This is a genomic window from Polaribacter aquimarinus (assembly GCF_003129485.1).
Lineage (GTDB): Bacteria > Bacteroidota > Bacteroidia > Flavobacteriales > Flavobacteriaceae > Polaribacter > Polaribacter aquimarinus.
On the sequence record NZ_QFFG01000004.1, the window covers coordinates 1 to 23,356 of the forward strand.

At 29.2% G+C, this 23,356-nt stretch carries 27 protein-coding genes; 16 read left to right on the forward strand and 11 right to left on the reverse strand.

All coding sequences use genetic code 11. The features are described 5' to 3' along the window. Positions 1 to 266 precede the first annotated feature (266 nt). Both DIS07_RS09755 and recF read right to left on the reverse strand, forming a co-directional pair. Complete coding sequence (locus tag DIS07_RS09755) at positions 267 to 563, reverse strand: DUF721 domain-containing protein (protein WP_109405069.1); 297 nt, start codon at positions 561 to 563, stop codon at positions 267 to 269. A 75-nt stretch (positions 564 to 638) separates the two neighbouring features. Continuing rightward, the gene (gene recF / locus DIS07_RS09760) at positions 639 to 1,718 is read right to left on the reverse strand and encodes a DNA replication/repair protein RecF (RefSeq protein WP_109405070.1); all 1,080 of its coding nucleotides are present in this window, start codon (positions 1,716 to 1,718) and stop codon (positions 639 to 641) included. Positions 1,719 to 1,833: 115 nt separating this feature from the next. On the opposite strand from recF, the gene DIS07_RS09765 reads away from it, so the two are divergent. From DIS07_RS09765 to DIS07_RS09800, 8 genes are all read left to right on the forward strand, one after another. Continuing rightward, positions 1,834 to 2,601 carry a tetratricopeptide repeat protein gene (locus tag DIS07_RS09765; protein ID WP_109405071.1) on the forward strand — a complete coding sequence of 256 codons (768 nt, stop codon included), beginning with the start codon at positions 1,834 to 1,836 and terminating at the stop codon, positions 2,599 to 2,601. Between the two features lie 91 nt (positions 2,602 to 2,692). Further along, positions 2,693 to 3,199: a 6,7-dimethyl-8-ribityllumazine synthase gene (gene ribH / locus DIS07_RS09770; RefSeq protein WP_109405072.1), complete on the forward strand. Its 507-nt coding sequence runs from the start codon at positions 2,693 to 2,695 to the stop codon at positions 3,197 to 3,199. Between the two features lie 143 nt (positions 3,200 to 3,342). Beyond that, a complete protein-coding gene (locus tag DIS07_RS09775) occupies positions 3,343 to 3,618 on the forward strand; it encodes a riboflavin synthase subunit beta (protein ID WP_109405073.1) in 276 nt (91 codons plus the stop codon). Beyond that, the gene (gene mutL / locus DIS07_RS09780; protein WP_109405074.1) at positions 3,618 to 5,432 is read left to right on the forward strand and encodes a DNA mismatch repair endonuclease MutL; all 1,815 of its coding nucleotides are present in this window, start codon (positions 3,618 to 3,620) and stop codon (positions 5,430 to 5,432) included. The genes DIS07_RS09775 and mutL overlap by 1 nt, the downstream gene beginning before the upstream one ends. A 3-nt stretch (positions 5,433 to 5,435) precedes the next feature. After that, positions 5,436 to 6,167: a rhomboid family intramembrane serine protease gene (locus tag DIS07_RS09785; RefSeq protein WP_109405075.1), complete on the forward strand. Its 732-nt coding sequence runs from the start codon at positions 5,436 to 5,438 to the stop codon at positions 6,165 to 6,167. A 2-nt stretch (positions 6,168 to 6,169) separates the two neighbouring features. Beyond that, the gene (locus DIS07_RS09790; protein WP_109405076.1) at positions 6,170 to 7,024 is read left to right on the forward strand and encodes a rhomboid family intramembrane serine protease; all 855 of its coding nucleotides are present in this window, start codon (positions 6,170 to 6,172) and stop codon (positions 7,022 to 7,024) included. Position 7,025: 1 nt separating this feature from the next. Continuing rightward, a complete protein-coding gene (locus tag DIS07_RS09795) occupies positions 7,026 to 8,036 on the forward strand; it encodes an endonuclease/exonuclease/phosphatase family protein (protein WP_109405336.1) in 1,011 nt (336 codons plus the stop codon). Positions 8,037 to 8,100: 64 nt separating this feature from the next. Next, entirely contained in the window at positions 8,101 to 9,261 is a 1,161-nt protein-coding gene (locus DIS07_RS09800; protein ID WP_109405077.1) for an NAD(P)/FAD-dependent oxidoreductase, read from the forward strand. 5 nt (positions 9,262 to 9,266) lie between these two features. Here the strand turns inward: DIS07_RS09800 and DIS07_RS09805 are convergent, their stop codons facing one another. Beyond that, on the reverse strand, positions 9,267 to 9,590 hold the full coding sequence (locus DIS07_RS09805; RefSeq protein WP_109405078.1) for an antibiotic biosynthesis monooxygenase family protein: 324 nt from the start codon (positions 9,588 to 9,590) through the stop codon (positions 9,267 to 9,269). Next, positions 9,587 to 10,081: a GNAT family N-acetyltransferase gene (locus DIS07_RS09810; protein WP_109405079.1), complete on the reverse strand. Its 495-nt coding sequence runs from the start codon at positions 10,079 to 10,081 to the stop codon at positions 9,587 to 9,589. Before DIS07_RS09810 ends, DIS07_RS09805 begins: the two co-directional genes overlap by 4 nt. A 40-nt stretch (positions 10,082 to 10,121) precedes the next feature. Here DIS07_RS09810 and mtaB point away from each other — a divergent pair, with 40 nt between their 5' ends. Genes mtaB through DIS07_RS09830 form a run of 4 tightly spaced genes read left to right on the forward strand, consistent with a single transcriptional unit; the run spans position 10,122 to position 13,838 of the window. Next, on the forward strand, positions 10,122 to 11,456 hold the full coding sequence (gene mtaB, locus DIS07_RS09815; protein ID WP_109405080.1) for a tRNA (N(6)-L-threonylcarbamoyladenosine(37)-C(2))-methylthiotransferase MtaB: 1,335 nt from the start codon (positions 10,122 to 10,124) through the stop codon (positions 11,454 to 11,456). 10 nt (positions 11,457 to 11,466) lie between these two features. Next, positions 11,467 to 12,228 carry a DUF6438 domain-containing protein gene (locus DIS07_RS15100; RefSeq protein WP_181374582.1) on the forward strand — a complete coding sequence of 254 codons (762 nt, stop codon included), beginning with the start codon at positions 11,467 to 11,469 and terminating at the stop codon, positions 12,226 to 12,228. Positions 12,229 to 12,230: 2 nt separating this feature from the next. After that, positions 12,231 to 12,890 (forward strand): alpha/beta hydrolase, encoded by a 660-nt coding sequence (locus tag DIS07_RS09825; protein ID WP_109405082.1) that lies wholly within the window; start codon positions 12,231 to 12,233, stop codon positions 12,888 to 12,890. Positions 12,891 to 12,935: 45 nt separating this feature from the next. Next, positions 12,936 to 13,838 (forward strand): lytic transglycosylase domain-containing protein, encoded by a 903-nt coding sequence (locus tag DIS07_RS09830; RefSeq protein WP_109405083.1) that lies wholly within the window; start codon positions 12,936 to 12,938, stop codon positions 13,836 to 13,838. Positions 13,839 to 13,840: 2 nt separating this feature from the next. On the opposite strand, the gene DIS07_RS09835 is transcribed toward DIS07_RS09830, so the two are convergent. From DIS07_RS09835 to DIS07_RS09865, 7 genes are all read right to left on the reverse strand, one after another. Then, a complete protein-coding gene (locus DIS07_RS09835; protein ID WP_109405084.1) occupies positions 13,841 to 14,038 on the reverse strand; it encodes a YwbE family protein in 198 nt (65 codons plus the stop codon). An 80-nt stretch (positions 14,039 to 14,118) separates the two neighbouring features. Further along, positions 14,119 to 14,310 (reverse strand): cold-shock protein, encoded by a 192-nt coding sequence (locus DIS07_RS09840; protein ID WP_015480027.1) that lies wholly within the window; start codon positions 14,308 to 14,310, stop codon positions 14,119 to 14,121. 117 nt (positions 14,311 to 14,427) lie between these two features. Continuing rightward, positions 14,428 to 15,369, reverse strand: a complete 942-nt coding sequence (locus DIS07_RS09845; protein WP_181374583.1) for an NAD(P)H-dependent flavin oxidoreductase — start codon at positions 15,367 to 15,369, stop codon at positions 14,428 to 14,430. Beyond that, the gene (locus tag DIS07_RS09850; protein ID WP_109405085.1) at positions 15,369 to 17,060 is read right to left on the reverse strand and encodes a S8 family serine peptidase; all 1,692 of its coding nucleotides are present in this window, start codon (positions 17,058 to 17,060) and stop codon (positions 15,369 to 15,371) included. Before DIS07_RS09850 ends, DIS07_RS09845 begins: the two co-directional genes overlap by 1 nt. 50 nt (positions 17,061 to 17,110) lie before the next feature. Then, positions 17,111 to 18,298 carry a tRNA 2-thiouridine(34) synthase MnmA gene (gene mnmA, locus DIS07_RS09855; protein WP_109405086.1) on the reverse strand — a complete coding sequence of 396 codons (1,188 nt, stop codon included), beginning with the start codon at positions 18,296 to 18,298 and terminating at the stop codon, positions 17,111 to 17,113. Positions 18,299 to 18,365: 67 nt separating this feature from the next. Beyond that, complete coding sequence (locus tag DIS07_RS09860) at positions 18,366 to 19,088, reverse strand: hypothetical protein (RefSeq protein WP_109405087.1); 723 nt, start codon at positions 19,086 to 19,088, stop codon at positions 18,366 to 18,368. 3 nt (positions 19,089 to 19,091) lie between these two features. Beyond that, positions 19,092 to 19,811 (reverse strand): toxin-antitoxin system YwqK family antitoxin, encoded by a 720-nt coding sequence (locus DIS07_RS09865; RefSeq protein WP_109405088.1) that lies wholly within the window; start codon positions 19,809 to 19,811, stop codon positions 19,092 to 19,094. A gap of 42 nt (positions 19,812 to 19,853) precedes the next feature. On the opposite strand from DIS07_RS09865, the gene DIS07_RS09870 reads away from it, so the two are divergent. From DIS07_RS09870 to DIS07_RS09885, 4 genes are all read left to right on the forward strand, one after another. Then, entirely contained in the window at positions 19,854 to 20,438 is a 585-nt protein-coding gene (locus DIS07_RS09870; protein ID WP_146190724.1) for an adenylosuccinate lyase, read from the forward strand. A 47-nt stretch (positions 20,439 to 20,485) separates the two neighbouring features. Further along, the gene (gene purB, locus DIS07_RS09875) at positions 20,486 to 21,829 is read left to right on the forward strand and encodes an adenylosuccinate lyase (protein WP_109405090.1); all 1,344 of its coding nucleotides are present in this window, start codon (positions 20,486 to 20,488) and stop codon (positions 21,827 to 21,829) included. Between the two features lie 71 nt (positions 21,830 to 21,900). After that, positions 21,901 to 22,353 (forward strand): hypothetical protein, encoded by a 453-nt coding sequence (locus DIS07_RS09880; protein WP_235869120.1) that lies wholly within the window; start codon positions 21,901 to 21,903, stop codon positions 22,351 to 22,353. Continuing rightward, positions 22,354 to 23,121 (forward strand): TerC family protein, encoded by a 768-nt coding sequence (locus DIS07_RS09885; protein ID WP_109405092.1) that lies wholly within the window; start codon positions 22,354 to 22,356, stop codon positions 23,119 to 23,121. It begins immediately after the preceding gene. Positions 23,122 to 23,356 lie beyond the last annotated feature (235 nt).

Below are 23,356 nucleotides of genomic sequence, written 5' to 3' on the forward strand. Positions count from 1 at the left end.
TAAAAGTAGAAAAGAGAGAGGATTACCAATGTTGTCGAAGTCTAAAGCTTCACCGTGTATATTAACCTTAATTCTCTCTTTTATTCTTTCTGATTATATATCAAAATTAGTAAAAGACAAACTTAAGCCGTATAAAATTAATTGCTAGTGCAAAATTACTTACGAAAATCCTCGCGGATTTTCTATTCGGTTTGTATTTGCTAAATTAGTTGCTTAAACAACGCAACTAATCTTATACAAACACGTCAGCGAATCTACCCAAAAATCTAAACCAACATCAACTTAGAAATCACTTCATCACCCAATTCTTCATTCATTAGTTTAATAATCTTATCTTTTCCGTAACTTAACTCTTCACGTAAAACAGATGAAGAAAGTTGTATAATTAAGGTCTTGTTTTGTAATCGAACTGAAGTTGTGTGAGTAGCTACACCTGGTCCCATCATTTTAGTCCAAGTCTCTTCTACTTTTATTTTCTGCATTCCTTTGCTCAAATTGTTTTCTTTGATAAAGGATTTCATTAAATCTTGAATCGAAAAAGAATCGTTTTCTCTTTTAGACATAATCTAGACTTTTGGATTATTAGATTTTTGGATTTTTAACGCTTATTTTTCAAGCTTCATACTTCCATCTTCACTTTAGAGCTTAAAAATCTGATATTCAGAATTACTCTGTTTAATAATATTTTCTGTTCTTTCGGAATGGGTGTCTGTGATAAATATTTGCCCGAATTCTTTATTATTTACTAAATCTACAATTTGTTGAACCCTATTTTCATCTAATTTATCAAAGATATCATCCAATAACAAAATTGGAGTGATTTTAGATTGCTGTTTAATAAAATCAAATTGCGCCAGCTTTAAAGCAATTAAATACGATTTTTGCTGGCCTTGAGAACCAAATTTCTTAATCGGATACTCACCTATTTGAAAACTCAAATCATCCTTGTGAATTCCTGACGTAGTATACTGTAAAATCTTATCTTTTTCTAATGATTTCTGCAACAAATCTCTCATTGTAAAATCGTGTAACTGACTCTTATACTTTAGATTTACTTGTTCTTTATCTCCAGAAATAATTTGATATTTCTCATTAAAAATAGGTATAAACTTCTGCAAAAACTCCTTTCTAACTTCATAAATCCTTGCCCCATATTCTGTTAATTGTTCATCGTAAACACTCAAATTTAAAGCATCAAAAGTTCTATTAGCAGCAAAATATTTTAATAAGGCGTTTCTTTGACTTAAAACCTTATTGTAAGCAATTAAATCTTGTAAATATTTTTTATTTTGTTGAGAAATAACACCATCAATAAATTTTCTTCTAGTATCACTACCTTCTGTTACCAAATCTCTATCTGCAGGAGAAATAATTACTAACGGAATCTGACCAATGTGCTCGGAAAACTTTTCATAATTTTTACCATTTCTCTTTAAAACTTTTTTCTGTCCTTTTTTTAAACTGCAAACAATTTTCTCATTTCTATCGTTTAAAAGATAATCTCCTTCAACCATAAAAAAGCCTTCTCCGTGTCTTATATTTTGAACGGCAACCGAATTAAAATAACTTTTCGCAAAAGACAAATAATAAATGGCATCTAAAATATTGGTTTTACCTACTCCATTATCGCCTACAAAACAATTTATTTTGTTCTGAAAATCAAAAGATTGCGATTCTATATTCTTAAAATTAACTAAAGAAATTCTCTGTAAATACATCAATAAAAAAAGGTCTTAAAAACGAATTGCAAATTATTGAAAATTTTGCGAAATATCCGCTTTTAAAATCCAATTAAAAAAACTATTTTTGTCGGCACAAATTTTTTAACGACAAATGGCAACATACAAGAAGAAATATAAACCACAAGGAAATAAAGAACAACAACAAGTTGAGGAAATAGACAGCACAACAGCAGAAGTATTTAACACTTTAGATGAAACGGCTTCTAAGTCTGAACAATGGATTGAAAAAAACAGCAAACCTTTATTTACCGCTTTAATTGCAATTGTAGTTATTTTCTTAGCCTATTTAGGGTACACCAAATATGTTGTTGAGCCAAACGAAACAGAAGCTTCGAATGAGTTGGCTTTTCCTAGAAAATATTTTGATGAAGCTGCTACTGCTGGTTCTGGTATCGATTCTCTACTAAACTTAGGTTTAGAAGGTGCTGATGGAAAATATGGTTTTATAGATATTGCTGAATCATATAGCGGTACAAATGCAGGGAATTTAGCTAACTATTACGCTGGAGTTTCTTATTTGCAATTGAAAAAATACGACAAAGCTATTGAATATTTAAGTAAGTTTAATTCTGATGATGAAATTTTAGGACCCGTTTCTTTAGGTGCTATTGGTGATGCTTTTGCAGACATTGATCAACCAAAAGAAGCTTTAGAATACTATGAAAAAGCAGCCAACAAGAAAAGTAACGATTTTACAGCACCTTTATATTTATTCAAAGCAGGACAAACTGCAATGGAATTAGAAGATTTTAGTAAAGCAGAAACTTTATTTACTAAAATTAAAGAAAACTACTCTAAATCTGACCAAGGTAGAGATATAGAAAAGTTTATAGCTGCTGCTAAATATGCAAAAAAATAAGTAGTAAGTAAAGCTGTAGCAGTCAGCAGTGAATAGCTTACTGAGTACTGTTAACTGAATACTGCAAACTGAATACTGCAAACTGAATAAAATGGCAACAACAAATTTATCCGTTTACGATAAAGCAACAATCCCAAATGCGAAGTCTTTTCGATTTGGGATTGTTGTTTCTGAATGGAATCCAGAAATTACAAAAAATTTACATCAAGGAGCAATTGACACCTTAATTGATTGTGGAGCAACCAAAGAAAATATTATCTCTTGGGATGTACCTGGAAGTTTCGAATTAGTATATGGTTGTAAAAAAATGATTCAAGCAGAACAATTGGATGCAATTATTGCCATTGGAAATGTGATTCAAGGAGAAACCAAACATTTCGATTTTGTTTGCGAAGGTGTAACTCAAGGAATTGTCGATTTAAATATAAAATACGATGTACCTGTTGTTTTCTGTGTTTTAACAGACAATACCAAACAACAATCTTTAGAAAGGTCTGGAGGGAAACACGGAAATAAAGGAATAGAATGTGCTGTAGCTGCTGTTAAAATGGCTGCATTAAAAAATATTGACAGAACTTCTGACAGTATTGGGTTTTAAGATTCAAATTACTTAAAAATTAAGAATACTTTTAACATCTTTGTTTGAAAATTTACTTTTAATTCTGTAAATTTGAAATGCTTATGAAATTGGTATAATAGTTGATTTCTTCAATAATATTATAAACCAATATTTCTAAAACTATGGGATTTTTAAAACGTACACACAAACAATTTGATTATCAACCTCGTTATTATAAAGGAGAAGGAAATCCTTATAAAATAGAGCATAAACTAGATAAATTCAGAAAAACTGCTGGAAAAAACAAAGGTTTAAAAGGTAAGTTTAGTGATGCTGTTGATGATTTAAAAAACCCAGATAAAAGTGTAAACAAAACACTTATAATCATCATAAGTATTTTAGTGTTGATCTTTTTGTACATCATAGATTTCGATTTATCTATCTTCAAAAGAAATTAATGTCTGATATTATTCAATTGTTACCCGATCACGTGGCTAACCAAATTGCTGCTGGAGAAGTCGTTCAACGTCCTGCTTCGGTTGTAAAAGAATTGTTAGAAAATGCAATTGATGCTGGCGCTACCTGCATAAAGTTACTACTAAAAGATGCTGGAAAAACCTTAATTCAGGTTATTGATGACGGAAAAGGAATGAGCTCCACCGACGCAAGAATGTGTTTTGAGCGTCACGCAACGTCTAAAATCCAAAAAGCAGAAGATTTATTTAACCTTTGTACAAAAGGTTTTCGAGGAGAAGCTTTGGCCTCTATAGCAGCTATTGCTCACGTTGAACTAAAAACGAAGCAAGAAAACGAAGAACTAGGAACTTGTATTAAAATTGAAGGAAGTAAAATTATTTCTCAAGATTTTATTTCTACAGGAAAAGGCACAAGTTTAGCTGTTAAAAATTTATTTTACAACATTCCTGCAAGAAGAAATTTTTTAAAATCAGATACCGTAGAAACGCGCCATATTATAGATGAGTTTCAAAGAGTTGCTTTAGCGCATCCTAATATTGCTTTTTTATTGCATCATAACAATAACGAAGTTTATCACTTAAAAAATAATAATTTACGACAACGTATTGTAGCCATTTTTGGAACTAAAATGAATGAAAAGTTAGTTCCTATTGATGAACAAACCGATATTTTAACTATAGAAGGTTTTGTGGCTAAACCAGAGTTTGCAAAAAGAAAACGAGGAGAACAATTCTTTTTTGTAAACAATCGTTTTATTAAAAGTTCGTACTTAAATCACGCAGTAGTAAATGCGTTTGATGGGTTGCTAGAAAATGGTTCTCATCCCTCCTACTTTTTATATTTAACGGTTCCTGCAAATACTATTGACATTAATATTCATCCTACAAAAACAGAAATAAAGTTTGACAATGAGAAAGCTTTATACGCAATGTTAAGAGCGACCGTAAAACACAGTTTGGGTCAGTATAATGTTGCGCCTGTTTTAGATTTTAATAGAGATTCAAATTTAGACACACCTTATCATTTTAACGCAAAATCTGTTGCAACAAAAGCACCAAAAATTACAGTTGACCCTAATTTTAACCCTTTTAAAGAAGCAACACAAAAAGAAATACATTTTCCATTTAAACGTCAAAAGCAAAACGAAAATTGGGAATCTTTATACACTTCTGTTGCAGTTAACACAGAGGAAAAACAAGAAGAGCTATTTGATAATCAGCAAGAAATAAAAACACAAAAAACTTTTCAAATTCAACGAAAATACCTACTGAGTTCTATAAAATCTGGTGTAGTTTTAATCAATCAATCTTTAGCACATCAGCGTGTTTTGTATGAAGATTTTTTAGAAAGTATTACTGTAAAAGAAGCCAATAGTCAACAATTATTATTTCCTGTTAAAATAGCATTTTCATCAACAGAAATAGAAATGATTTACACTATAAAATCAGAATTAGAAAATGCAGGTTTTTCTTTTGATGAATTTACCAAAGATAGTGTTACCATAAAAGGAATACCGGTTTCGGTTACAGAAAGTAAAATAACTATTATTTTAGAGGAATTACTAAATGATATGAATTTAGAAGTGCCAGATGCTAGTTTTAGTCATTTTGATATTATGGCAAAATCGTTTGCCAAAACATTATCAATTAAAACAGGAACTCAACTCTCTGAAAAAGAACAAGAAGGATTGGTTAATGATTTGTTTTCTTGCAAAGCCCCTTCTATTTCTCCTTTTGGAAAACCGACTTTTAAAACATTAACGTTAAACGAAATTGATAATTTATTTAATAGTTAATTTATGAATAGACTTACAGATGCTATAAAACACTTAATTATAATCAATGTAATTTTATTTGTTGCTCCACAACTTTTACAATTAGATTTTTCGAACATTTTAGCTTTACATTTTCCTAAAAATGAGCATTTTGGAATTTGGCAATATGTAACCCATATGTTTATGCATGGAAGTTTTCCACATATTTTATTTAACATGTATGGGCTTTGGGCTTTTGGAGGCCCTCTTGAACAAATGTGGGGAAAGAAAAAATTTGTTTTCTTTTATTTTTCTGCTGGTTTAGGAGCTGCTATTATTTATACACTTGTTAATTATTATCAATTCAATGGAATTTATGAGTTGTTTATTAATGCTGGATTAAACCCATCAGAAATTATTTCAATTTTAGAGTCTGCAAAAACAAGTGATTCTAGAGTTGTAGAGAATATTACTCAAGAACAATTTGATAAAATAATTGGTTTATATAACACTAAAGCAGTTGGTGCATCTGGGGCTGTTTATGGGGTTTTAGTTGCATTTGGTATGTATTTTAAAGACGCAAAACTAGCATTGATCTTTTTTCCAGTGCCAATTGCTGCAAAATACTTTATTCCTATAATTTTAGCTTTTGATTTATTCTTTGGAATGACAAAATATTCTGTTGGAAACATTGCACATTTTGCTCACATTGGTGGGGCTTTAATTGGCTTTTTAATAGCTTGGTATTGGAAAAAAAATCAGTTTAAAAATTATTGATAATGAGTTTTATAAACGACATAAAACACAGATATAAAACTGGCAATATCGTTGAAAAATTAATCTACATTAATATTGGCATTTTTATTTTATCACTTTTATTGACCGTTATTTTTGGGCTGTATAAAAACCAGAGTAACTTTATTGGAGAATGGTTTGCATTAGAATATAATTTTTCTTCTTTGCTAACAAAACCTTGGTCAATTATTTCTTATGGTTTTTTACACGCGGGCTTTCTACACATTATTTTTAATTTAATAGCTTTATATTTTATCGGTAATTTATTCCTTGAATATTTTACTCAAAAACAATTACTAAATTTCTACTTATTTGGTACTTTTTTTGGTGGTGTTTTGTTTCTTTTAAGTCATAATTATTTTCCATTATTTGAAGGAGAAAAATCGCAATTAGTTGGAGCATCTGCAGGTATATCTGCCATATTTATAGGTATTGCTACTTACATCCCGAATTATCAATTAAAAATACGTTTTATCGGTTTTGTAAAACTTTGGCATTTAGCAGCTATATGGATTGGTTTAGATATTTTAGGGTTAATTGGAGGAAATGCAGGTGGGCATTTTGCACATTTAGGAGGCGCATTATTTGGTTTTTTATACATTAACCAAGCAAGTAATAAAGAAATAAAGTTTTTAAATAAAATAACTTCGCTTTTTTCTAAAAAGAAAAAACCACTAAAGACTGTTTATAAATCTAAACAGAAAAAAACTACATCAAATCAAAATACAACTTTAACGCAACAACAAATTGATGTTATTCTCGATAAAATTAGTAAATCTGGTTACGATAGTTTAACTCCAAGTGAAAAGGAATTCTTATTTAAACAAGGTAAAAAGTAAGATGAAAAAATTATCACTTTTAGATAAGATTTTATATAGTATCAACTCTTTGATGGCTGTACTTCTATTGTTTTCCTATTTATTACCTTATATTTCTCCGAAAACAATTCCGCTATTTGCCATTTTAAGCCTTTTTGTTCCAATTTTATTGATGATTAATATTGCTTTTTTTATTTATTGGTTGATTAAACTAAAAAAACAACTTTTAACCTCTTTACTAATATTAATTATAGGTTGGTTTATGACCTCTCCATTTTATAAAATTATAGAAAATAATTCTTCATTAAATGATGATTTAAAAGTAATGAGTTATAATGTAAGAATGTTTAATCATTGGAAATGGAAAGAAGAGAATAATATTCATGTCAAAATAAGTGAGTTTGTAAAATCCAAAAATTTAGACATATTAGCGATTCAAGAACACATGTCTTTACCTAAATACCTCTTAGATTTTCCTTATAAATATATTAAGAAAAAATATGCTAGAGGTAGGTTTGGAATAGCCATCTATTCAAAACATCCAATTATAAATCAAGGTTTTTTAAAATTAGAGAATACTGCAAACGAAATTATTTTTGCTGATGTAGTTCGAAAAAAAGACACCATTAGAGTGTATAATTTACATCTACAATCACTAAGTATTAAACCTGATAAAGAAAATTTTGGTCAAAAAAATTCTGAAAAATTAATTAAAAACTTAAAAAACAGATTTCAACAACAAGCAGAACAAGCAGAAGTATTTTTAAATCACGAAAAACTTTGGAAAGGCAAAAAAATAATTTGCGGTGACTTTAATAACACTGCATATTCATGGGTTTACAAACAAATATCTGAAAATAAAAAAGATGCATTTATTGAATCAGGTAAAGGTTTTGGTAAAACATTTAATTATTTTTTCCCTATGAGAATCGATTTTATATTAGTAGATGAAACTACTACTGTAAATCAATTTATAAGTTATTCAGAAAATTTTTCTGACCACTACCCTATTGCGGCAAGAATAAATTGGTAAATAATATTCAATTATATATTACTAAATTTGTTTATGTGTTATATACATTACTTAAATCATAAATATGATTAAAACTGATATTTGCATTATTGGTTCTGGACCCTCAGGAGTTAGCACTTCTATTATGCTTTCAAAAATGAATATTTCACATTATATCATAGACAAAGCTAATTTTCCAAGAGATAAAACCTGTGGTGATGGTTTAATTTTATATGCTTATAAAGCGATGTTAGAATTGGATAAAGATTTATTTCATTCTTTTTTAAAGAATCCAAAATTTATTCACAGCAAAAAAATTCAACTTTTTATAAATAATAATTTAAATATTAATTTTCAAGAAAGTAAAGACAGAGAAATGGTAATATCTTATGCTAAAAGATATGATTTTGATGATTTCTTAGTACAAAACTTATCGGAAAAATACGCGAATAAAGAATTTGGTAATGGTGTTAAAAATTTAACCGAGCAAAAAGATGGAATATTAATTAAGCTAAAAAACAATAAAGAAATTCTTGCAAAAGTTGTTGTTGGAGCAGATGGAGCTAAATCTATAGTTTCTAGAAAATTGGCAGGAAATAAGATAAATAAAAAACTTTCTTCTACATTTATAAGCGCGTATTTTAATGATGTTATTCATTTATTAAAAGACAACAATGCAGAAATTAGAATAATATATAAAAAAATACCGCTGTATTTTTATATTTTTCCGCTAGCTGATGGTTCAGCAAATGTTACTTTGGGAGGTAGAGCTGATTTAATTTTAAAGCACAATATAAATCTAGTTGAAGAGATAGAATCTATTATTGCCAATCACTCAAAAGTTTCTCATAAGTTTAAGAAAGCAAAAAAAAATGGATCTTGGAGAGGTTGGAGTATTCCTTATAACTTTGGTTCTAATAAAGTATGTGGCAATAGATTTCTCTTAGTTGGAGATGCAGCAGGGTTAACTAATGCATTTTATAAAGAAGGTGTTGGTACTGGTATGATGTCTGGGATTATTTGTGCAAAAAAATTGGTTCAATGTTTAGAAAAAAATATTTTTTCTGAAAAATATTTATCTTCATACCAAAAGGATTTAGAAAAAGAATTTAGCAAACTACTTAAATTCAGTCGTTTAATGTCTAAACTAGCAAATCATAGATATTTATTTTCTAGAATTGTTTATCTCTTTAAAAATCAGGTTGAAAGAAAATCATTTAACATCATTAAACGAAGAAGCTATTAAAACACTTATAAATTTCGTTCAAATCCATACTCGCGTTCAACTTTACATATACGAAGTTGATATTTTCTATACCATTTCTCTCTGCCTAAGTTTCTTGCTTGTGTATGTTCAACATTATTTTTCCAAGTAACAATATCCTCGAGTGTTTGCCAATAAGAAACTGTTATTCCTAATTCGCTTCTAGAAGATTCGATGCCTAAAAAACCTTTTTGTTGTTTTGCTAAATCTTCCATTCTTTTAGCAGTTTGCGCATAGCCCACTAAGTTATCTTGTGTTACGGTTGTAAAAATAACAGCATAATAAGGTGGCTTTAGATGATCGACAATCATAGTTTTAGTTCGTATTTTGTTTCTTGTTGATAATCATCATTTATAAATACATCAACAATTTTAAAATTATATTTTTCTAATATTTTAGCAGATGCCACATTGGCATTAACCACAAACCCCACTATTTTTTTTATACTTAATTGCTTACAATATAAGATTAAAACTTTGCAAATTTCAGAAGCATACCCCTTATTCCAATACTTTTCTAAAAAGCGATAACCAATTTCATATTCATTATTCGTTTTAATTAAAGCAACAGTTCCAATAAACTCTTTATCTAAATTTCTTTCAATAGCATAAATACAAAAATCGTTATTTTCTAGTTGATATCTATTAATCAAATTCCCTAATTCAACTTTGCATTGATTTAAGTCTTTTGGTGTTCCATCTGCATATTTTAACACATTAGGGTTACTTTCCATAGCGTAAAATCCATGTAAATCATCAAAAGAAAGCTTTCTAACTATTAACCTTTCAGTTTCAAAAATCATCAAATAATATTGTAAATTTGTAAATCTTAAATGTACGTGAATGATGGCAGATAAAAAAGTTGCTTTTTATACTTTAGGTTGCAAATTAAACTTCTCTGAAACTTCAACCATAGCTCGCAATTTTGTGAGCGAAGGTTTTGAGCGTGTAGATTTTGAAGAAAAAGCAGATGTTTACGTTATTAATACTTGCTCTGTTACAGATAATGCAGATAAACGTTTTAAAACAATTGTAAAAAACGCTTTAAAAAAAAATGAAGAGGCTTTTTTAATCGCAGTGGGATGTTATGCACAACTTAAACCAGAAGAATTGGCAGCTGTAGATGGTGTTGATTTAGTTTTAGGAGCCACTGAAAAATTTAATGTTACTAGTTACATCAACGACTTAACAAAAAATAATATTGGTGAGGTGCATTCTTGCGAAATTACTGATGCCGATTTTTATGTAGGCTCATACTCTATTGGAGATAGAACTCGGGCTTTTTTAAAAGTACAAGACGGTTGCGATTATAAATGTACTTACTGTACAATTCCTTTAGCTAGAGGAATTTCTAGAAGTGATACTTTAACAAATGTATTGGAAAATGCCCAAGAAATATCATCAAAAGGGATTAAGGAAATCGTTTTAACAGGGGTTAATATTGGCGATTATGGTAAAGGTGAATTTGGTAATAAGAAACACGAGCATACTTTTTTAGAATTAGTTAAAGAATTAGATAAAGTTGATGGAATTCATCGATTGCGAATATCATCTATAGAACCTAATTTATTGAAAGATGAAACGATCGATTTTGTTTCTAAATCAGACTCTTTTGTTCCTCATTTTCACATTCCACTACAGTCTGGTAGTGATGAATTATTAAAGAAAATGAAGCGTAGATATCTACGTGAAACTTATACAAATAGAGTTGCTAAAATTAAAGAGGTAATGCCAAATGCTTGTATTGGTGTTGATGTTATTGTAGGTTTTCCTGGAGAAACAGAAGAATTATTTTTAGAAACGTATAACTACTTAAATGAATTAGACATTTCTTATTTACATGTTTTTACATACTCAGAAAGACCAAATACTGAAGCTGCTGAAATGATAGGTATTGTTCCTAAAAAAGTTCGTGCAAAACGCAGTAAAATGTTAAGAGGATTGTCAGCAAAAAAGAGGCGTGCTTTTTATGAAAGTCAACTAGGAAATAACTTAACAGTTTTATTCGAAAACGAGAATAAAGATGGTTATATAAATGGATTTACCGAAAATTATGTAAAAGTTAAAACACCTTGGAACCCTGAATTGGTTAATACTTTACACAAAATTACCCTTAAAGAGATTGATGAAGATGGATTAGTCAGATTCGATTTTATTAATGATAAAATAACTATCTAAAACAAAAAATATGAAATACTTATTCTTCTCTTTTTTTATTATTGCTTTAAGCTGTAATCAACAAAAAAAAGAAACTACAAAAATTAAAAAGACAGAAAATAAAGAAACTATAAAAGAAGAAAAAGTTGAAAATGAAGAAGTAATAAGAACTATTGTTAAAACTCACGAGAACCTAATCGTTGTTCTTAAAAATCCCAAAAATGTAAATGACGCTAAAGCATTAATAGAAAATAGTAGTTTAATTTGGGATAATCTTGTTATAGATAAGAACAGTTTAAAAGTTGCAGCTATAAAAGTTCCTATAGGAAAAAAAGATTTTTGGATCGAAAGGTTAAAATCTTCAAATATTTTTTCTACTGTTACTCATAATAAACAATCTGCTATAGACGAAATTAATTATTTATCTGAAAATACTTTTGCTAAAATTAGAAAGTCGCAGTGTTCTGGTGATTGCCCTGTTTATGAACTCACTTTATTTAAAGATGGTAAAGTAACTTTTATAGGTATTGAAAATGTTTTGATAAAAGGAAAACATGATTTTACTATTTCTGAAGTTAAATTTAAAAAAATACAAGATAAATTTAAAAAAACTTCTTTTGGGATGTATCTTGATAGTTATGTTGATAAATCTCTAGTAGATTATCCAAGTACATTTATAACTCATAATGACAAACAAATTGAAATAAAGTTGTGGAAAAATGTTCCTGAGGAACTTGCTTTTGCTTTCGAGGCCTTAGAAGATATTCTATTTGAGAAAAAGTTAATTGAATAAATATGACTAAAACCCCTATTTATTTTGTTCCTGGATTGGCAGCTGGACCAGAAATATTTGAAAACCTTAAACTAGACGACTCTAAATATGAGCTACAATATCTAAAATGGAAGACTCCTTTAGCCTTAGAGGAAACCATTGCTAATTATGCAATGAGAATGTGTAATGACATAAAAACAGAAAAACCTATACTTGTAGGTGTTTCTTTTGGCGGAATTATGGTACAAGAAATGGCTAAATTTATAGAAACTAAAAAAGTAATTATTATTTCTAGCGTTAAAAACCAAGATGAACTTCCAAAAAAGTTTAAAATGGCAAAATTTACTAAAATTTATAAATTTTTTCCAACCAAAGTGGTTTCAAATTTTGAAGAATATGCTCAGTACTTTTTAGGAAAAAGCTTAAAAAAGAAGGCAAAACTCTATAAAAAATACCTTTCTATAAGAAACGAAACTTATTTAAAATGGTCTATTTATAATGTTTTAAAGTGGGAACAACAAAATACTCCAGAAGACATAGTTCATATTCATGGAACTAAAGATCATATTTTTCCAATTAAAAAGATTGAAAACTGTATAAAAATAGAAGGAGGTACTCATGTAATGATATTATCCAAAGCAAAAAAAATATCAAAAATTATTGATGAGGTTTTAACTTGTTAATGCGAGCCTATTTTTATACTTTTATAGTATAAAATTGTAAACTCTATGAATAAATCAATACGTATTCTCTCACTTTTAAGTATCCTAATAGTAACTCTATTTTTTTTTAATGCTATTCATAAAAATGATGATGACCCCAAGTTAAGCACGCACAAAACTTATAAAATTAAAGCTCTTAAACTTCCAAATAACTTAAATTTAGCTGGAGAAAGAGTTCCTTTAGAAAAGTTGGATATCAAAGAAAGAATGGACAGAGAGTTGCTTGTAAATACATATTGGCAATCTAATGGTTTATTATTGATAAAAAGAGCTAATAAATACTTTCCAATCTTAGAGCCCTTATTAAAGAAATATGGTTTACCTGATGATTTTAAGTTTTTAGCATTAGCAGAAAGTGCTTTTATAGATGAAACTTCATCTGCTGGTGCCGCAGGAATGTGGCATTTTATGAAAACCACAGGAAAAGAATATGGATTGGAAATCAATAAGAATGTAGATGAACGTTATAACATTGAAAAGTCTACAAAAGTTGCAGCAGAATATTTAAAAAAAGCAAAAAAAAGATTTGGATCATGGACATTGGCTGCAGCAGCATATAATGCAGGAAACTATGGAATTGCTAAAAGATTAAAAACACAACAGGTAACAAGTTATTATGACGCTTTATTACCTGACGAAACAGAAAGATATGTATTTAGAATAATTGCTTTAAAAGAAGTAATTTCAAATCCTCAAAAATATGGTTTTGTTTTTGAAAAACAAGATTTGTATACTTTACAAAAAACTAGAACTGTTAAAGTTGATACCGCAATAGCTAACATTGCTTCTTTTGCTAAAAAATTTGGAATCACTTACAAGGAATTAAAACTTCATAATTCTTGGTTAAGAGAAAATAAATTAAATAATAAGAGCAGAAAGCTTTACGAAATTAAAATTCCTGTTAAATAGCATTAATCGATTATTTTTTTAACTCTACCAACCAAACCAGATTTAAGTTGAACCTTGATTCCATGGGGATGGTTTGGTGATTTTGTTAGTATCCTTGCAACAATTCCTTTAGTTAATTCTCCAGATTTTTGATGTGGTTTTTGAACAATTTCTACAAATAAACCAATTTTAATATTCTTTCTTTGTCTACTATCAACCATAAATAAGTCAATTAAAAATAAAAAAGCCTATCAAATTTGATAGGCTTTTAGATAAAAATTTAACTAGTAATAAATATATATTATAATACTCTTACGTTTACAGCGTTTAATCCTTTTCTTCCATCTTGTAAGTCAAATTCAACTTCATCGTTTTCACGAATTTCGTCAACTAATCCTGACACATGTACAAAATGTTCTTTGTTTGTTCCTTCTTCAGTGATGAATCCGAATCCTTTAGATTCATTGAAAAATTTTACGGTACCTTTATTCATTATAAAAAAATTATTGTGTTGTTAAATTAATTCCTAACAACGTTATATTAAGTGGCAAAGATAATGCCAATTAAATAAGAAACAGTTAAAATATTGATTTTCTTTAAATTAACATTGTTAAAGCCTATCTATAAAGGACTTAACTAATTCAAATTCTTCAACTATTTCTTTAAAAACCTCTTTTACAGGTTTTATTTCATGAATTAACCCAGCAATTTGACCTATTTCTAATTCTCCATTGTCTAAATCTCCTTCAAACATTCCTTTTTTTGCTCTTGCCCTCCCTAACAATTCCTTTATTTGCAATATTGATGGATTCTGTTGATACAATTCTTGAATATCATCATAAAATCTATTCTTTACCAAACGTACAGGAGCTAATTCTTTTAAAGTAAGTTGTGTATCACCATCTTTAACATCTACAATTGTATTTTTAAAATTAATATGTGCCGATGATTCTTGGGTTGCAGCAAATCTACTTCCAATTTGTACCCCATCTGAACCCAAAACCATAGCTGCTAACATTCCTCTTCCAGAGCCAATTCCACCAGCTGCAATTACAGGAATTTTAACTTGTTCTTTCACCATAGGTATTAGTGTAAATGTTGTCGTTTCTTCACGTCCATTATGCCCACCTGCTTCGAAACCTTCACAAACAATAGCATCTACTCCAGCTGCTTCAGCTTTTAAGGCAAATTTTACAGAACTAACCACATGGACCACAGTAATTCCTTTTCCTTTTAAAAAAGATGTCCACGTTTTAGGATTTCCTGCAGATGTAAAAACAATTTTCACACCTTCTTCAACAATAATATCCATGATTTTTTCAATATCAGGATATAGCATTGGTACATTTATGCCAAAAGGTTTATCGGTCGCTTTTTTACATTTCTGAATGTGTTCTCGCAAAACATCAGGATACATAGAACCAGCACCAATTAACCCCAAACCTCCAGCATTAGAAACTGCTGAAGCTAATTTCCATCCAGAAACCCAAATCATTCCTCCTTGAACAATTGGGTATTTTATATTAAAAAGATTTGTGATTTTATTTATCATTATTCTTTTATCAGCTTTATGATTTTTTGTTCATTTCCTTTTCTAATTTTTAAAAGATATATCCCATTATCAAGATTTGAAATATTAATATCTTTTGGAATTTTTCTAGTAATTTCGATAATTTTTTCTCCAAGAACATTAAGAATTTGAATAGAATGATCATTGGAAAGGCTTAAATTAGAAATTGAGAAAATACTTTTTGTAGGATTAGGATATACCTTTAAATTTGAAAGAAAATTATCGTCTACAGATCCAGGATAGAGTGAATAATAAATTCCCCGTGCTATTTCAAAATTTGGGATTCCATATCCATACTGATTCAAAGGTGCAGAAAATCTATCCGCAGATTTAAAAACACTCTGTTTTAAATTATCAATAAAACTCAACTCATTATAATTATTCGCGGCTAACTTGGTATGAGATTTTACAAAGAGAGGTAAATTTTGATTCAAGCATGCAAGTAATCCTGCCATAATAGGTGACGAAAATGATGTTCCGCTAGAAGTTGAAACTTGCCCTGTTGAAAAATTTATAATAGACGAATTATCACCTTGAGCTAAAATTTCAGGTTTAATTCGATTATCTGCAGTAGGTCCAAAAGAACTAAAAGAAGCTATATTTCCTGATGCATCTACTGCTCCAACGGCAATTACAGAAGGTGCATCTGCAGGTGCTCCCATATATTTCCAACTTGAACTACCACTATTTCCAACAGAATTTACAAGTAACATTGCTCTTGAAGCAGCAATTTCAGCACCCCTTGTTATAAAAGCTGTTTTACCATCCATATCAGCATAGGTATAACTATGGTTAGGGTTATCATAAGTTGTATAGCCTAACGAAGTATTAATTATATCTACTCCTAAACTATCTGCTCTTTCAGCTGCCTCTACCCACAGAGTTTCCTCTAAAACAGTTTCAGATTCAGCTATTTCTGTAACGAATAAATAAAATTTTGCATCGGGCGCAGTACCAACAAATTCATTTTCTAAATACCCAGCAATAGTAGATAAAACATGAGTTCCATGATGATGTCTTGTATAAAAATTTGCATTTCTATCCGCAAAATTATATCCACCTAAAATTTGATTATTATCTCTTATTCTTTTAAATGCTGGTAAGGTATTTACATTAGGAAAACCTGCATCTATAACAGCTATAACTTGTCCTTGACCAGTTAAACCTTGTTGGTGTAAAGCATCTCCTCTTAACATTTTTATTTGATTTTCTGCAGAACCATAATTAAAATCTGATATTGAACTAGAAAATTTATTTTGATGATTATGAACAACCTTTTTCGATACGCTTCTTCCTTTAGAATTCAAAGATTTATTGGCATATTCTAAAGATTCAATAAAAGGATAAGTTGATAATAATCCATTTATTTGAGAAACTGTTGCTTGTACATGTATAGCATTTAACCATTTAGATTTACCTAATACAATAACGTTGGCGTCATTTTTTAATTGATCATAATAAGGTTTATGAATTGGAACATCTAAAGAATCTAAGGCAACACCTTGATTATTTCTTCTATCCAAAGCACGTTGAGATAGCATTGTTAGAGGATTTGCTAAAAAAGCTTCTTTATTAGGCTTATCTTTTAAAAATATCCACGCATCTTCTATAGTTTCTTGAGAAGAAATTTGTAATGAAAATAATATAGTGTAAAGTAAAAATAATTTTTTCATAGTTTAATTAAACTATAAAAATAAGGATTTAAAATCCCTTAAAAAAACTTTTAAGAAATTACACCAGAACCTAATAATTCTTCATTTTTATACCAAGCAACAAATTGTCCTTCTTGTATTGCAGATTGTTTGTTTTCGAACTCAACATACAAACCACTTTCTACTTTGTATAAAACTGCTTTTTCTAATTGTTGACGATATCTAATTCTTGCTTCAACCTCCATCGTTTCTCTAGAAACTAATGCTAAATCTTCACGTATCCAATGAATTTCTTCATTAGAAACAAACAAAACATTTCTGTATAAACCTGAGTGATTTTTACCTTCGCCAGTATAAATAATATTCTCTTCTACATCAGTTTCTATTACATACAAAGCTTCTTTTGTTCCACCAACATTTAAGCCTTTTCGTTGACCTTTGGTAAAATAATGTGCTCCTTGATGTTTACCAACTACTTTTCCATCTTCTTTTTGGTAAGAAAACTTTGTAGAGAAATAATTAAGTTCAGCTTCCTTATTTTCAAACTTAGGAGTTGATACTGTATACTTCTCAAAATCTATAGGAATGGTAACAATTTCTCCTTCTTTAGGTTGCAATTTTTGTTGCAAGAACTCTGGCAATCTTACTTTACCAATAAAGCACAAACCTTGAGAATCTTTCTTTTCTGCAGTAATTAAATCGGCTTTCTTAGCAATTTCTCGTACTTCTGGTTTAGTCAATTCACCAATAGGAAATAATGCTTTTGTCAACTGTTCTTGAGATAATTGACATAAAAAATACGATTGATCTTTATTATTGTCTTTACCTGCTAGCAATTTATAAACTGGTTTTCCATCAATAATTGCTGAACCTTTTCTACAATAATGACCAGTAGCAACATAATCTGCTCCTAATTGTAAAGCGATATCCATAAAAACATCAAACTTAATTTCTCTGTTACAAAGTACATCAGGATTTGGAGTTCTTCCTTTAGAATACTCATCAAACATATAATCTACAATACGTTCTTTGTATTGCTCACTTAAATCTACAACTTGAAAAGGAATTCCTAATTTTTCAGCAACTATCATAGCATCATTACTGTCTTCTAACCAAGGACATTCATTAGAGATCGTTACAGAATCATCGTGCCAATTCTTCATAAAAAGACCAATAACCTCATAACCTTGTTCTATAAGCAAATGTGCTGTAACACTACTATCTACTCCACCAGAAAGACCAACAACTACTCGTTTCATTATTTATTTTTGAGGACGCAAAGTTACAACTTTGAAAAGGATTAAGAAATTGAAAGAATTGATGGTTTTATTGAGGAAATTGATGGATTCTTTGATAAACTAATTCTTCATTACCTTCAGTATTTTCTAGAGTTAATCTCTCTTTAGTAATTGAAAATCTATAAAATGTAAATTTTGGATTCTTACCATAATTTACCATTTGAATTTCTGCTTTATGACCATGAATTTTATAAATTCCGTATTCTTTTTCTTGTTTAGATATTTGCTTAACATATGTATTGTCCCACCTTAGAAACAAGCTAGTTTTACTGAAAGGTATTATTTTTTTAAAAGATTTGTAATCATCTTGATGTGTTTTGAACTTTATAGTATCCAACTTCCATAATCCCATCAACTTATTCCCTTCAGAAGTAGGAATTTTATCAGTTCTCTTCATAAAGACTTGTACATTTTCACCTTCTTCTGTTCTGCTCCAAATCATATTTTGGTTTTCAAAACGAACTGTAAAAGGTTCAGCTGTGTCAGTAACACCATTATCATTTGTTGTTGATAATTTATTGGTATTTGAATTGAAAGACCATTTACCAAAAGAATGTTGTAACCAACCATTTCCAGAAGTTTGTGTAGAGTCAGAATTAAAACGAAACCATTTGGCAACAGGTGTCATTTCATTTTCTCCCATTTTTACTTTGGTAACTAACCAAAGTCCGTCTATTTTTACTTTTTCTTCAAGTGTATTATTACACGAAGTAAAAAGTAAAACAAAAGCTAAGACTAAAAGGTTTCTCATAATTTACTTTTTATTTTCTTTTTTCTTAGTAAACTTATTTTTCTTTTTTCTATCCTTTTCAGAAGCTAATTCTCCATCTAAATAATACTCCCATTTCCCAATTCGTTTCCCATCTTTATAATGCCCTGTTTCTTTTAAATCTCCATTTAGTTCAAAATATTTTGCTAACCCATTTGGTTTACCTTTTTTATAAGTAACTTCTTCAATTAAAGTTCCTTTGCTAGAATATTTACTCACAACACCATCTAACAAACCATCTTTATAGACAGCAAACTCTGTAACCTGTCCATCAGGATAATACACCAACTGCTCACCCTCTAACTTTCCATCTTTGTAATTTTCTTCAGACATTAAAGTTCCATCTGGATAGAAATATTTCCAGTTTCCAACCCGTTTTCTTCCGTTTAAAACTCCTTCAGTTTCAATTTTTCCATTTAATCTATAAAATTGAACAAATAAGGAATCAGAATCTTCAAAAAAAGTTTTAATTATAATAGGATGTTTAGAATCGGTAATGTCATAAAATTTGAAAACACCTACTTCTTTTCCGTTTTCAAACTGACCTGAATATCGTATTCTTTTATTAGGATAGTATTTTTTCCAAACACCCGTTCTTTTTCCATTTTTATCAAATTGATTAAGTTTTTGAGAAAAACCATTCTCTGAAATAAAAAAACAGCTCAAAAAAGCGAAAACAAAAAGGAGTCTTTTTATATTTATCATTGATTTTCAATTTTAGAGTAAATATACATTAATCATACCAAAATGAGCATACTTTTTTTAACCGAGCAACTCAATAATATGGAAAATCCTAAAAGGGAAAACCGACAAAGAGTAGCAAATATTGTGTTAGAGAATCAAAGCTTATTTAAAGATTTGATTACGATTACTTTTGATGTTGAAAACAAAATTTCTATTAAAGCGGCTTGGATTCTGGAATGGATTTGCACACATCATCAATTAGAATGGATGATTCCACATTTAGATGAATTTACTTCAAAAATTGCTACAGTTCAATTTGATAGTGCTATTAGACCTTGTGCAAAAATTTGCGAACATTTGGCAGTTGCTTATTATTCTAAAGATGAAAATCACATCAAGAGAAACTTAACTTTTCCTCAAATAGATACTATTGTAGAAACTGGTTTTGATTGGTTAATAACACCTCAAAAAATTGCTGTAAGAGCTTATACAATGACTTTTTTGTATTTATTCGGATTAGAAAGAGATTGGATTCATCCTGAATTGAAACACCTTATAGAAAGCAAAATTATTCACGAAAGTAAAGGTTGCAAAGCACGCGGAAAGCACATTTTAGCATTGATAGAAAAACATCAGAAATCCGCTTAATAAATCTGTTGAATTGCCTATTTTTGCAGCTAACAACAGAACTAAAAATGAACTTAACACAATTAAATGCCATCTCTCCTATTGATGGTCGTTACAGAGGTAAAATATCAAGTTTAGCTAACTATTTTTCAGAAGAAGCATTAATAAAATATCGTGTTCGTGTAGAAATCGAGTATTTTATCGCACTTTGTGAAATTCCATTACCACAATTAGCTGATTTTAATACTGATTTATTTGATGATTTACGTAAAATTTATACTGATTTTACTGCGGATGATGCTCAAAAAATTAAAGATATTGAGAAAATCACCAATCACGATGTAAAGGCTGTTGAGTATTTTATCAAAGAAAAGTTTGATGCGTTAGGTTTACAGAAATATAAAGAATTTATTCACTTTGGATTAACTTCTCAAGACATTAATAACACAGCTATTCCGCTTTCTATAAAAGAAGCAATGAATGATGTTTTTGTACCTCAGTATTTTGAAGTTTTAGAAAAATTACTAGAGCTAGTTATAGAGTGGAAAGATATTTCTATGTTAGCAAGAACTCATGGACAACCTGCATCTCCAACTAGATTAGGTAAAGAAATTGATGTTTTTGTAGTTCGTTTAAAAGAACAATTTAATTTATTAAATGATATACCAAGTGCTGCAAAATTTGGTGGAGCAACTGGTAATTATAATGCACACAAGGTTGCATATCCTGCAATTGATTGGAAAGAGTTCGGTAGTTCTTTTGTTCAAGAAAAATTAGGCTTACAACATTCTTTTCCAACAACTCAAATTGAGCATTACGACCATATGGCTGCGTTGTTTGATTGTTTAAAAAGAATTAACACCATTATCATAGATTTAGACAGAGATTTCTGGACCTATGTTTCTATGGATTATTTTAAACAAAAAATTAAAAAAGGTGAAGTTGGTAGTTCTGCTATGCCACATAAAGTAAACCCAATTGATTTTGAAAATTCTGAAGGAAATTTAGGAATAGCCAATGCCATTTTCGAGCATCTTTCTGCTAAATTACCAATTTCTCGTTTGCAACGTGATTTAACGGATAGTACAGTTTTACGTAATGTAGGTGTTCCTTTTGGACACACCATTATAGGGTTTACTTCAACTTTAAAAGGATTGAATAAATTATTGTTAAACAAAGAAAAGTTTGAGCAAGATTTAGAAAACAATTGGGCTGTTGTTGCTGAGGCCATTCAGACGATTTTAAGACGTGAAGCGTATCCAAATCCTTATGAAGCTTTAAAAGGATTGACTAGAACGAATGAGAAAATCAATCAGAATTCTATTGCTAATTTTATTGATACTTTAGAAGTTTCTGATGAAATAAAGAATGAGCTAAAGACAATTACACCTGCAAATTATACTGGAATATAGCTAAAAGTTGGAAGTTGGAAGTTAGAAGTTGGAAGTTGGAAGTTGGAAGTTAAATATAAAAAATATTAAGAATGAGAATTCATATTAGTAAAATACAATCGATGTCAAGAATCATCTTCATACTTCTTACTTCATTTTTCTTATTTTTTTCCTGTAAATCAGAAATCAAAGACAATTCAGATCGATTTAAAAAAGGTATTTTTGAAATTCCTGCGGGTGAAGGCTATAGTAAAACTATTATTACAAGAGTTGATAGCCTTCAAATTGAAGAATATGAAAAAGTAGTCAATATTTCTAATGATACTTCTTCTGGAGTGAAAAAAACTAAACATATCGATACTTTGTATATTAAATGGAAAAACAATTTCTTTTATACTTTAAGAATGAAGTCTCCAAAAAAAGAATCAGATAAAAATCCAATATTTGTTCAAATTACAGAAGTTAAAGACAGTTCTTACAATTTTACAGCTAAAATTGGTTTTAGTAAGTTCTCTACAGACGGTACAATATACAAATTAAAATAAATGGAAATATTTGCACATGCAGATACTTGGGTTGCACTATTAACACTAACTTTTCTAGAAATCATTTTAGGAATAGACAACGTGATTTTTATTTCGATATCTGCTAATAAATTACCAGAAAATCAAGTTAGAAAAGCCACAATTTTAGGATTGGCTTTAGCAATGATTACTCGTATTTTATTACTTTTTAGTGTTTCTTATTTAATCGCTTTAAAAGATCCTTTTTGGAGTGCTAATTTGAGTTGGTTTAAAACTGCAATTACCGGACAAAGTATCATTCTTTTTTTTGGAGGAATATTCTTGCTATATAAAAGTACCAAAGAAATAAGACAAAAGGTAGAAAATACAAATCAAGAAGAAGTATTAAAATCACCAAAAATAATATCATTTAAAAGCGTGATTATACAGATTATCTTAATCGATATTGTATTTTCTTTTGATAGTATTTTAACGGCTGTAGGAATGACAAATGGTGTTGAAGGTGCTTTAACAATTATGGTAATTGCTGTAATTGTATCAATTTTAATAATGATGATTTTTGCACAACCCATTAATAATTTTGTAAACAGAAATCCTACCATTCAAATGTTAGCTTTATCCTTTTTAATTTTAATAGGGTTTATGCTAATTGCAGAAAGTGCTCATTTATCAAATACTATAATTTTTAACAAAACTGTTGGTATAATTCCTAAAGGATATTTGTATTTTGCAATCGCATTTTCTCTAGGTGTAGAAATGTTAAATTTAAGAATTCGAAAGAAAAAATAATATCAAAGAGCTAAAAAAACATATCGGTATTTTTCTATTGATAGTATTCTTAATACCAATTGGTATTGATACTTTACATCATTTTTTAAATCACGAGCACAGTGTTTGTAATTCTAAAATTGAAAAACATATTCATGAAAAAGATATAGATTGTAAGCTACATCTTTTGAAGCAAAGCGATTCTTTTTTAGCTTTAAATATTATTGATAGTAATGTAATTGAGATTAATTCTTCA

Excerpts from the sequence above, each read along its gene's own strand:
- DIS07_RS09830 (WP_109405083.1), top strand. The coding sequence starts at position 12,936 with ATGAATAAATCAATACGTATTCTCTCACTTTTAAGTATCCTAATAGTA.
- DIS07_RS09835 (WP_109405084.1), bottom strand. The coding sequence starts at position 14,038 with ATGGTTGATAGTAGACAAAGAAAGAATATTAAAATTGGTTTATTTGTA.
- DIS07_RS09810 (WP_109405079.1), bottom strand. The coding sequence starts at position 10,081 with ATGATTTTTGAAACTGAAAGGTTAATAGTTAGAAAGCTTTCTTTTGAT.
- DIS07_RS09805 (WP_109405078.1), bottom strand. The coding sequence starts at position 9,590 with ATGATTGTCGATCATCTAAAGCCACCTTATTATGCTGTTATTTTTACA.
- DIS07_RS09870 (WP_146190724.1), top strand. The coding sequence starts at position 19,854 with ATGAGCATACTTTTTTTAACCGAGCAACTCAATAATATGGAAAATCCT.
- DIS07_RS09795 (WP_109405336.1), top strand. The coding sequence starts at position 7,026 with ATGAAAAAATTATCACTTTTAGATAAGATTTTATATAGTATCAACTCT.
- DIS07_RS15100 (WP_181374582.1), top strand. The coding sequence starts at position 11,467 with ATGAAATACTTATTCTTCTCTTTTTTTATTATTGCTTTAAGCTGTAAT.
- DIS07_RS09755 (WP_109405069.1), bottom strand. The coding sequence starts at position 563 with ATGTCTAAAAGAGAAAACGATTCTTTTTCGATTCAAGATTTAATGAAA.
- purB (WP_109405090.1), top strand. The coding sequence starts at position 20,486 with ATGAACTTAACACAATTAAATGCCATCTCTCCTATTGATGGTCGTTAC.
- mtaB (WP_109405080.1), top strand. The coding sequence starts at position 10,122 with ATGATGGCAGATAAAAAAGTTGCTTTTTATACTTTAGGTTGCAAATTA.
- recF (WP_109405070.1), bottom strand. The coding sequence starts at position 1,718 with ATGTATTTACAGAGAATTTCTTTAGTTAATTTTAAGAATATAGAATCG.
- DIS07_RS09865 (WP_109405088.1), bottom strand. The coding sequence starts at position 19,811 with ATGATAAATATAAAAAGACTCCTTTTTGTTTTCGCTTTTTTGAGCTGT.
- DIS07_RS09785 (WP_109405075.1), top strand. The coding sequence starts at position 5,436 with ATGAATAGACTTACAGATGCTATAAAACACTTAATTATAATCAATGTA.
- DIS07_RS09880 (WP_235869120.1), top strand. The coding sequence starts at position 21,901 with ATGAGAATTCATATTAGTAAAATACAATCGATGTCAAGAATCATCTTC.
- DIS07_RS09800 (WP_109405077.1), top strand. The coding sequence starts at position 8,101 with ATGATTAAAACTGATATTTGCATTATTGGTTCTGGACCCTCAGGAGTT.
- DIS07_RS09825 (WP_109405082.1), top strand. The coding sequence starts at position 12,231 with ATGACTAAAACCCCTATTTATTTTGTTCCTGGATTGGCAGCTGGACCA.
- DIS07_RS09850 (WP_109405085.1), bottom strand. The coding sequence starts at position 17,060 with ATGAAAAAATTATTTTTACTTTACACTATATTATTTTCATTACAAATT.
- ribH (WP_109405072.1), top strand. The coding sequence starts at position 2,693 with ATGGCAACAACAAATTTATCCGTTTACGATAAAGCAACAATCCCAAAT.
- mnmA (WP_109405086.1), bottom strand. The coding sequence starts at position 18,298 with ATGAAACGAGTAGTTGTTGGTCTTTCTGGTGGAGTAGATAGTAGTGTT.
- DIS07_RS09775 (WP_109405073.1), top strand. The coding sequence starts at position 3,343 with ATGGGATTTTTAAAACGTACACACAAACAATTTGATTATCAACCTCGT.
- DIS07_RS09845 (WP_181374583.1), bottom strand. The coding sequence starts at position 15,369 with ATGATAAATAAAATCACAAATCTTTTTAATATAAAATACCCAATTGTT.
- DIS07_RS09885 (WP_109405092.1), top strand. The coding sequence starts at position 22,354 with ATGGAAATATTTGCACATGCAGATACTTGGGTTGCACTATTAACACTA.
- DIS07_RS09860 (WP_109405087.1), bottom strand. The coding sequence starts at position 19,088 with ATGAGAAACCTTTTAGTCTTAGCTTTTGTTTTACTTTTTACTTCGTGT.
- DIS07_RS09840 (WP_015480027.1), bottom strand. The coding sequence starts at position 14,310 with ATGAATAAAGGTACCGTAAAATTTTTCAATGAATCTAAAGGATTCGGA.
- DIS07_RS09790 (WP_109405076.1), top strand. The coding sequence starts at position 6,170 with ATGAGTTTTATAAACGACATAAAACACAGATATAAAACTGGCAATATC.
- DIS07_RS09765 (WP_109405071.1), top strand. The coding sequence starts at position 1,834 with ATGGCAACATACAAGAAGAAATATAAACCACAAGGAAATAAAGAACAA.
- mutL (WP_109405074.1), top strand. The coding sequence starts at position 3,618 with ATGTCTGATATTATTCAATTGTTACCCGATCACGTGGCTAACCAAATT.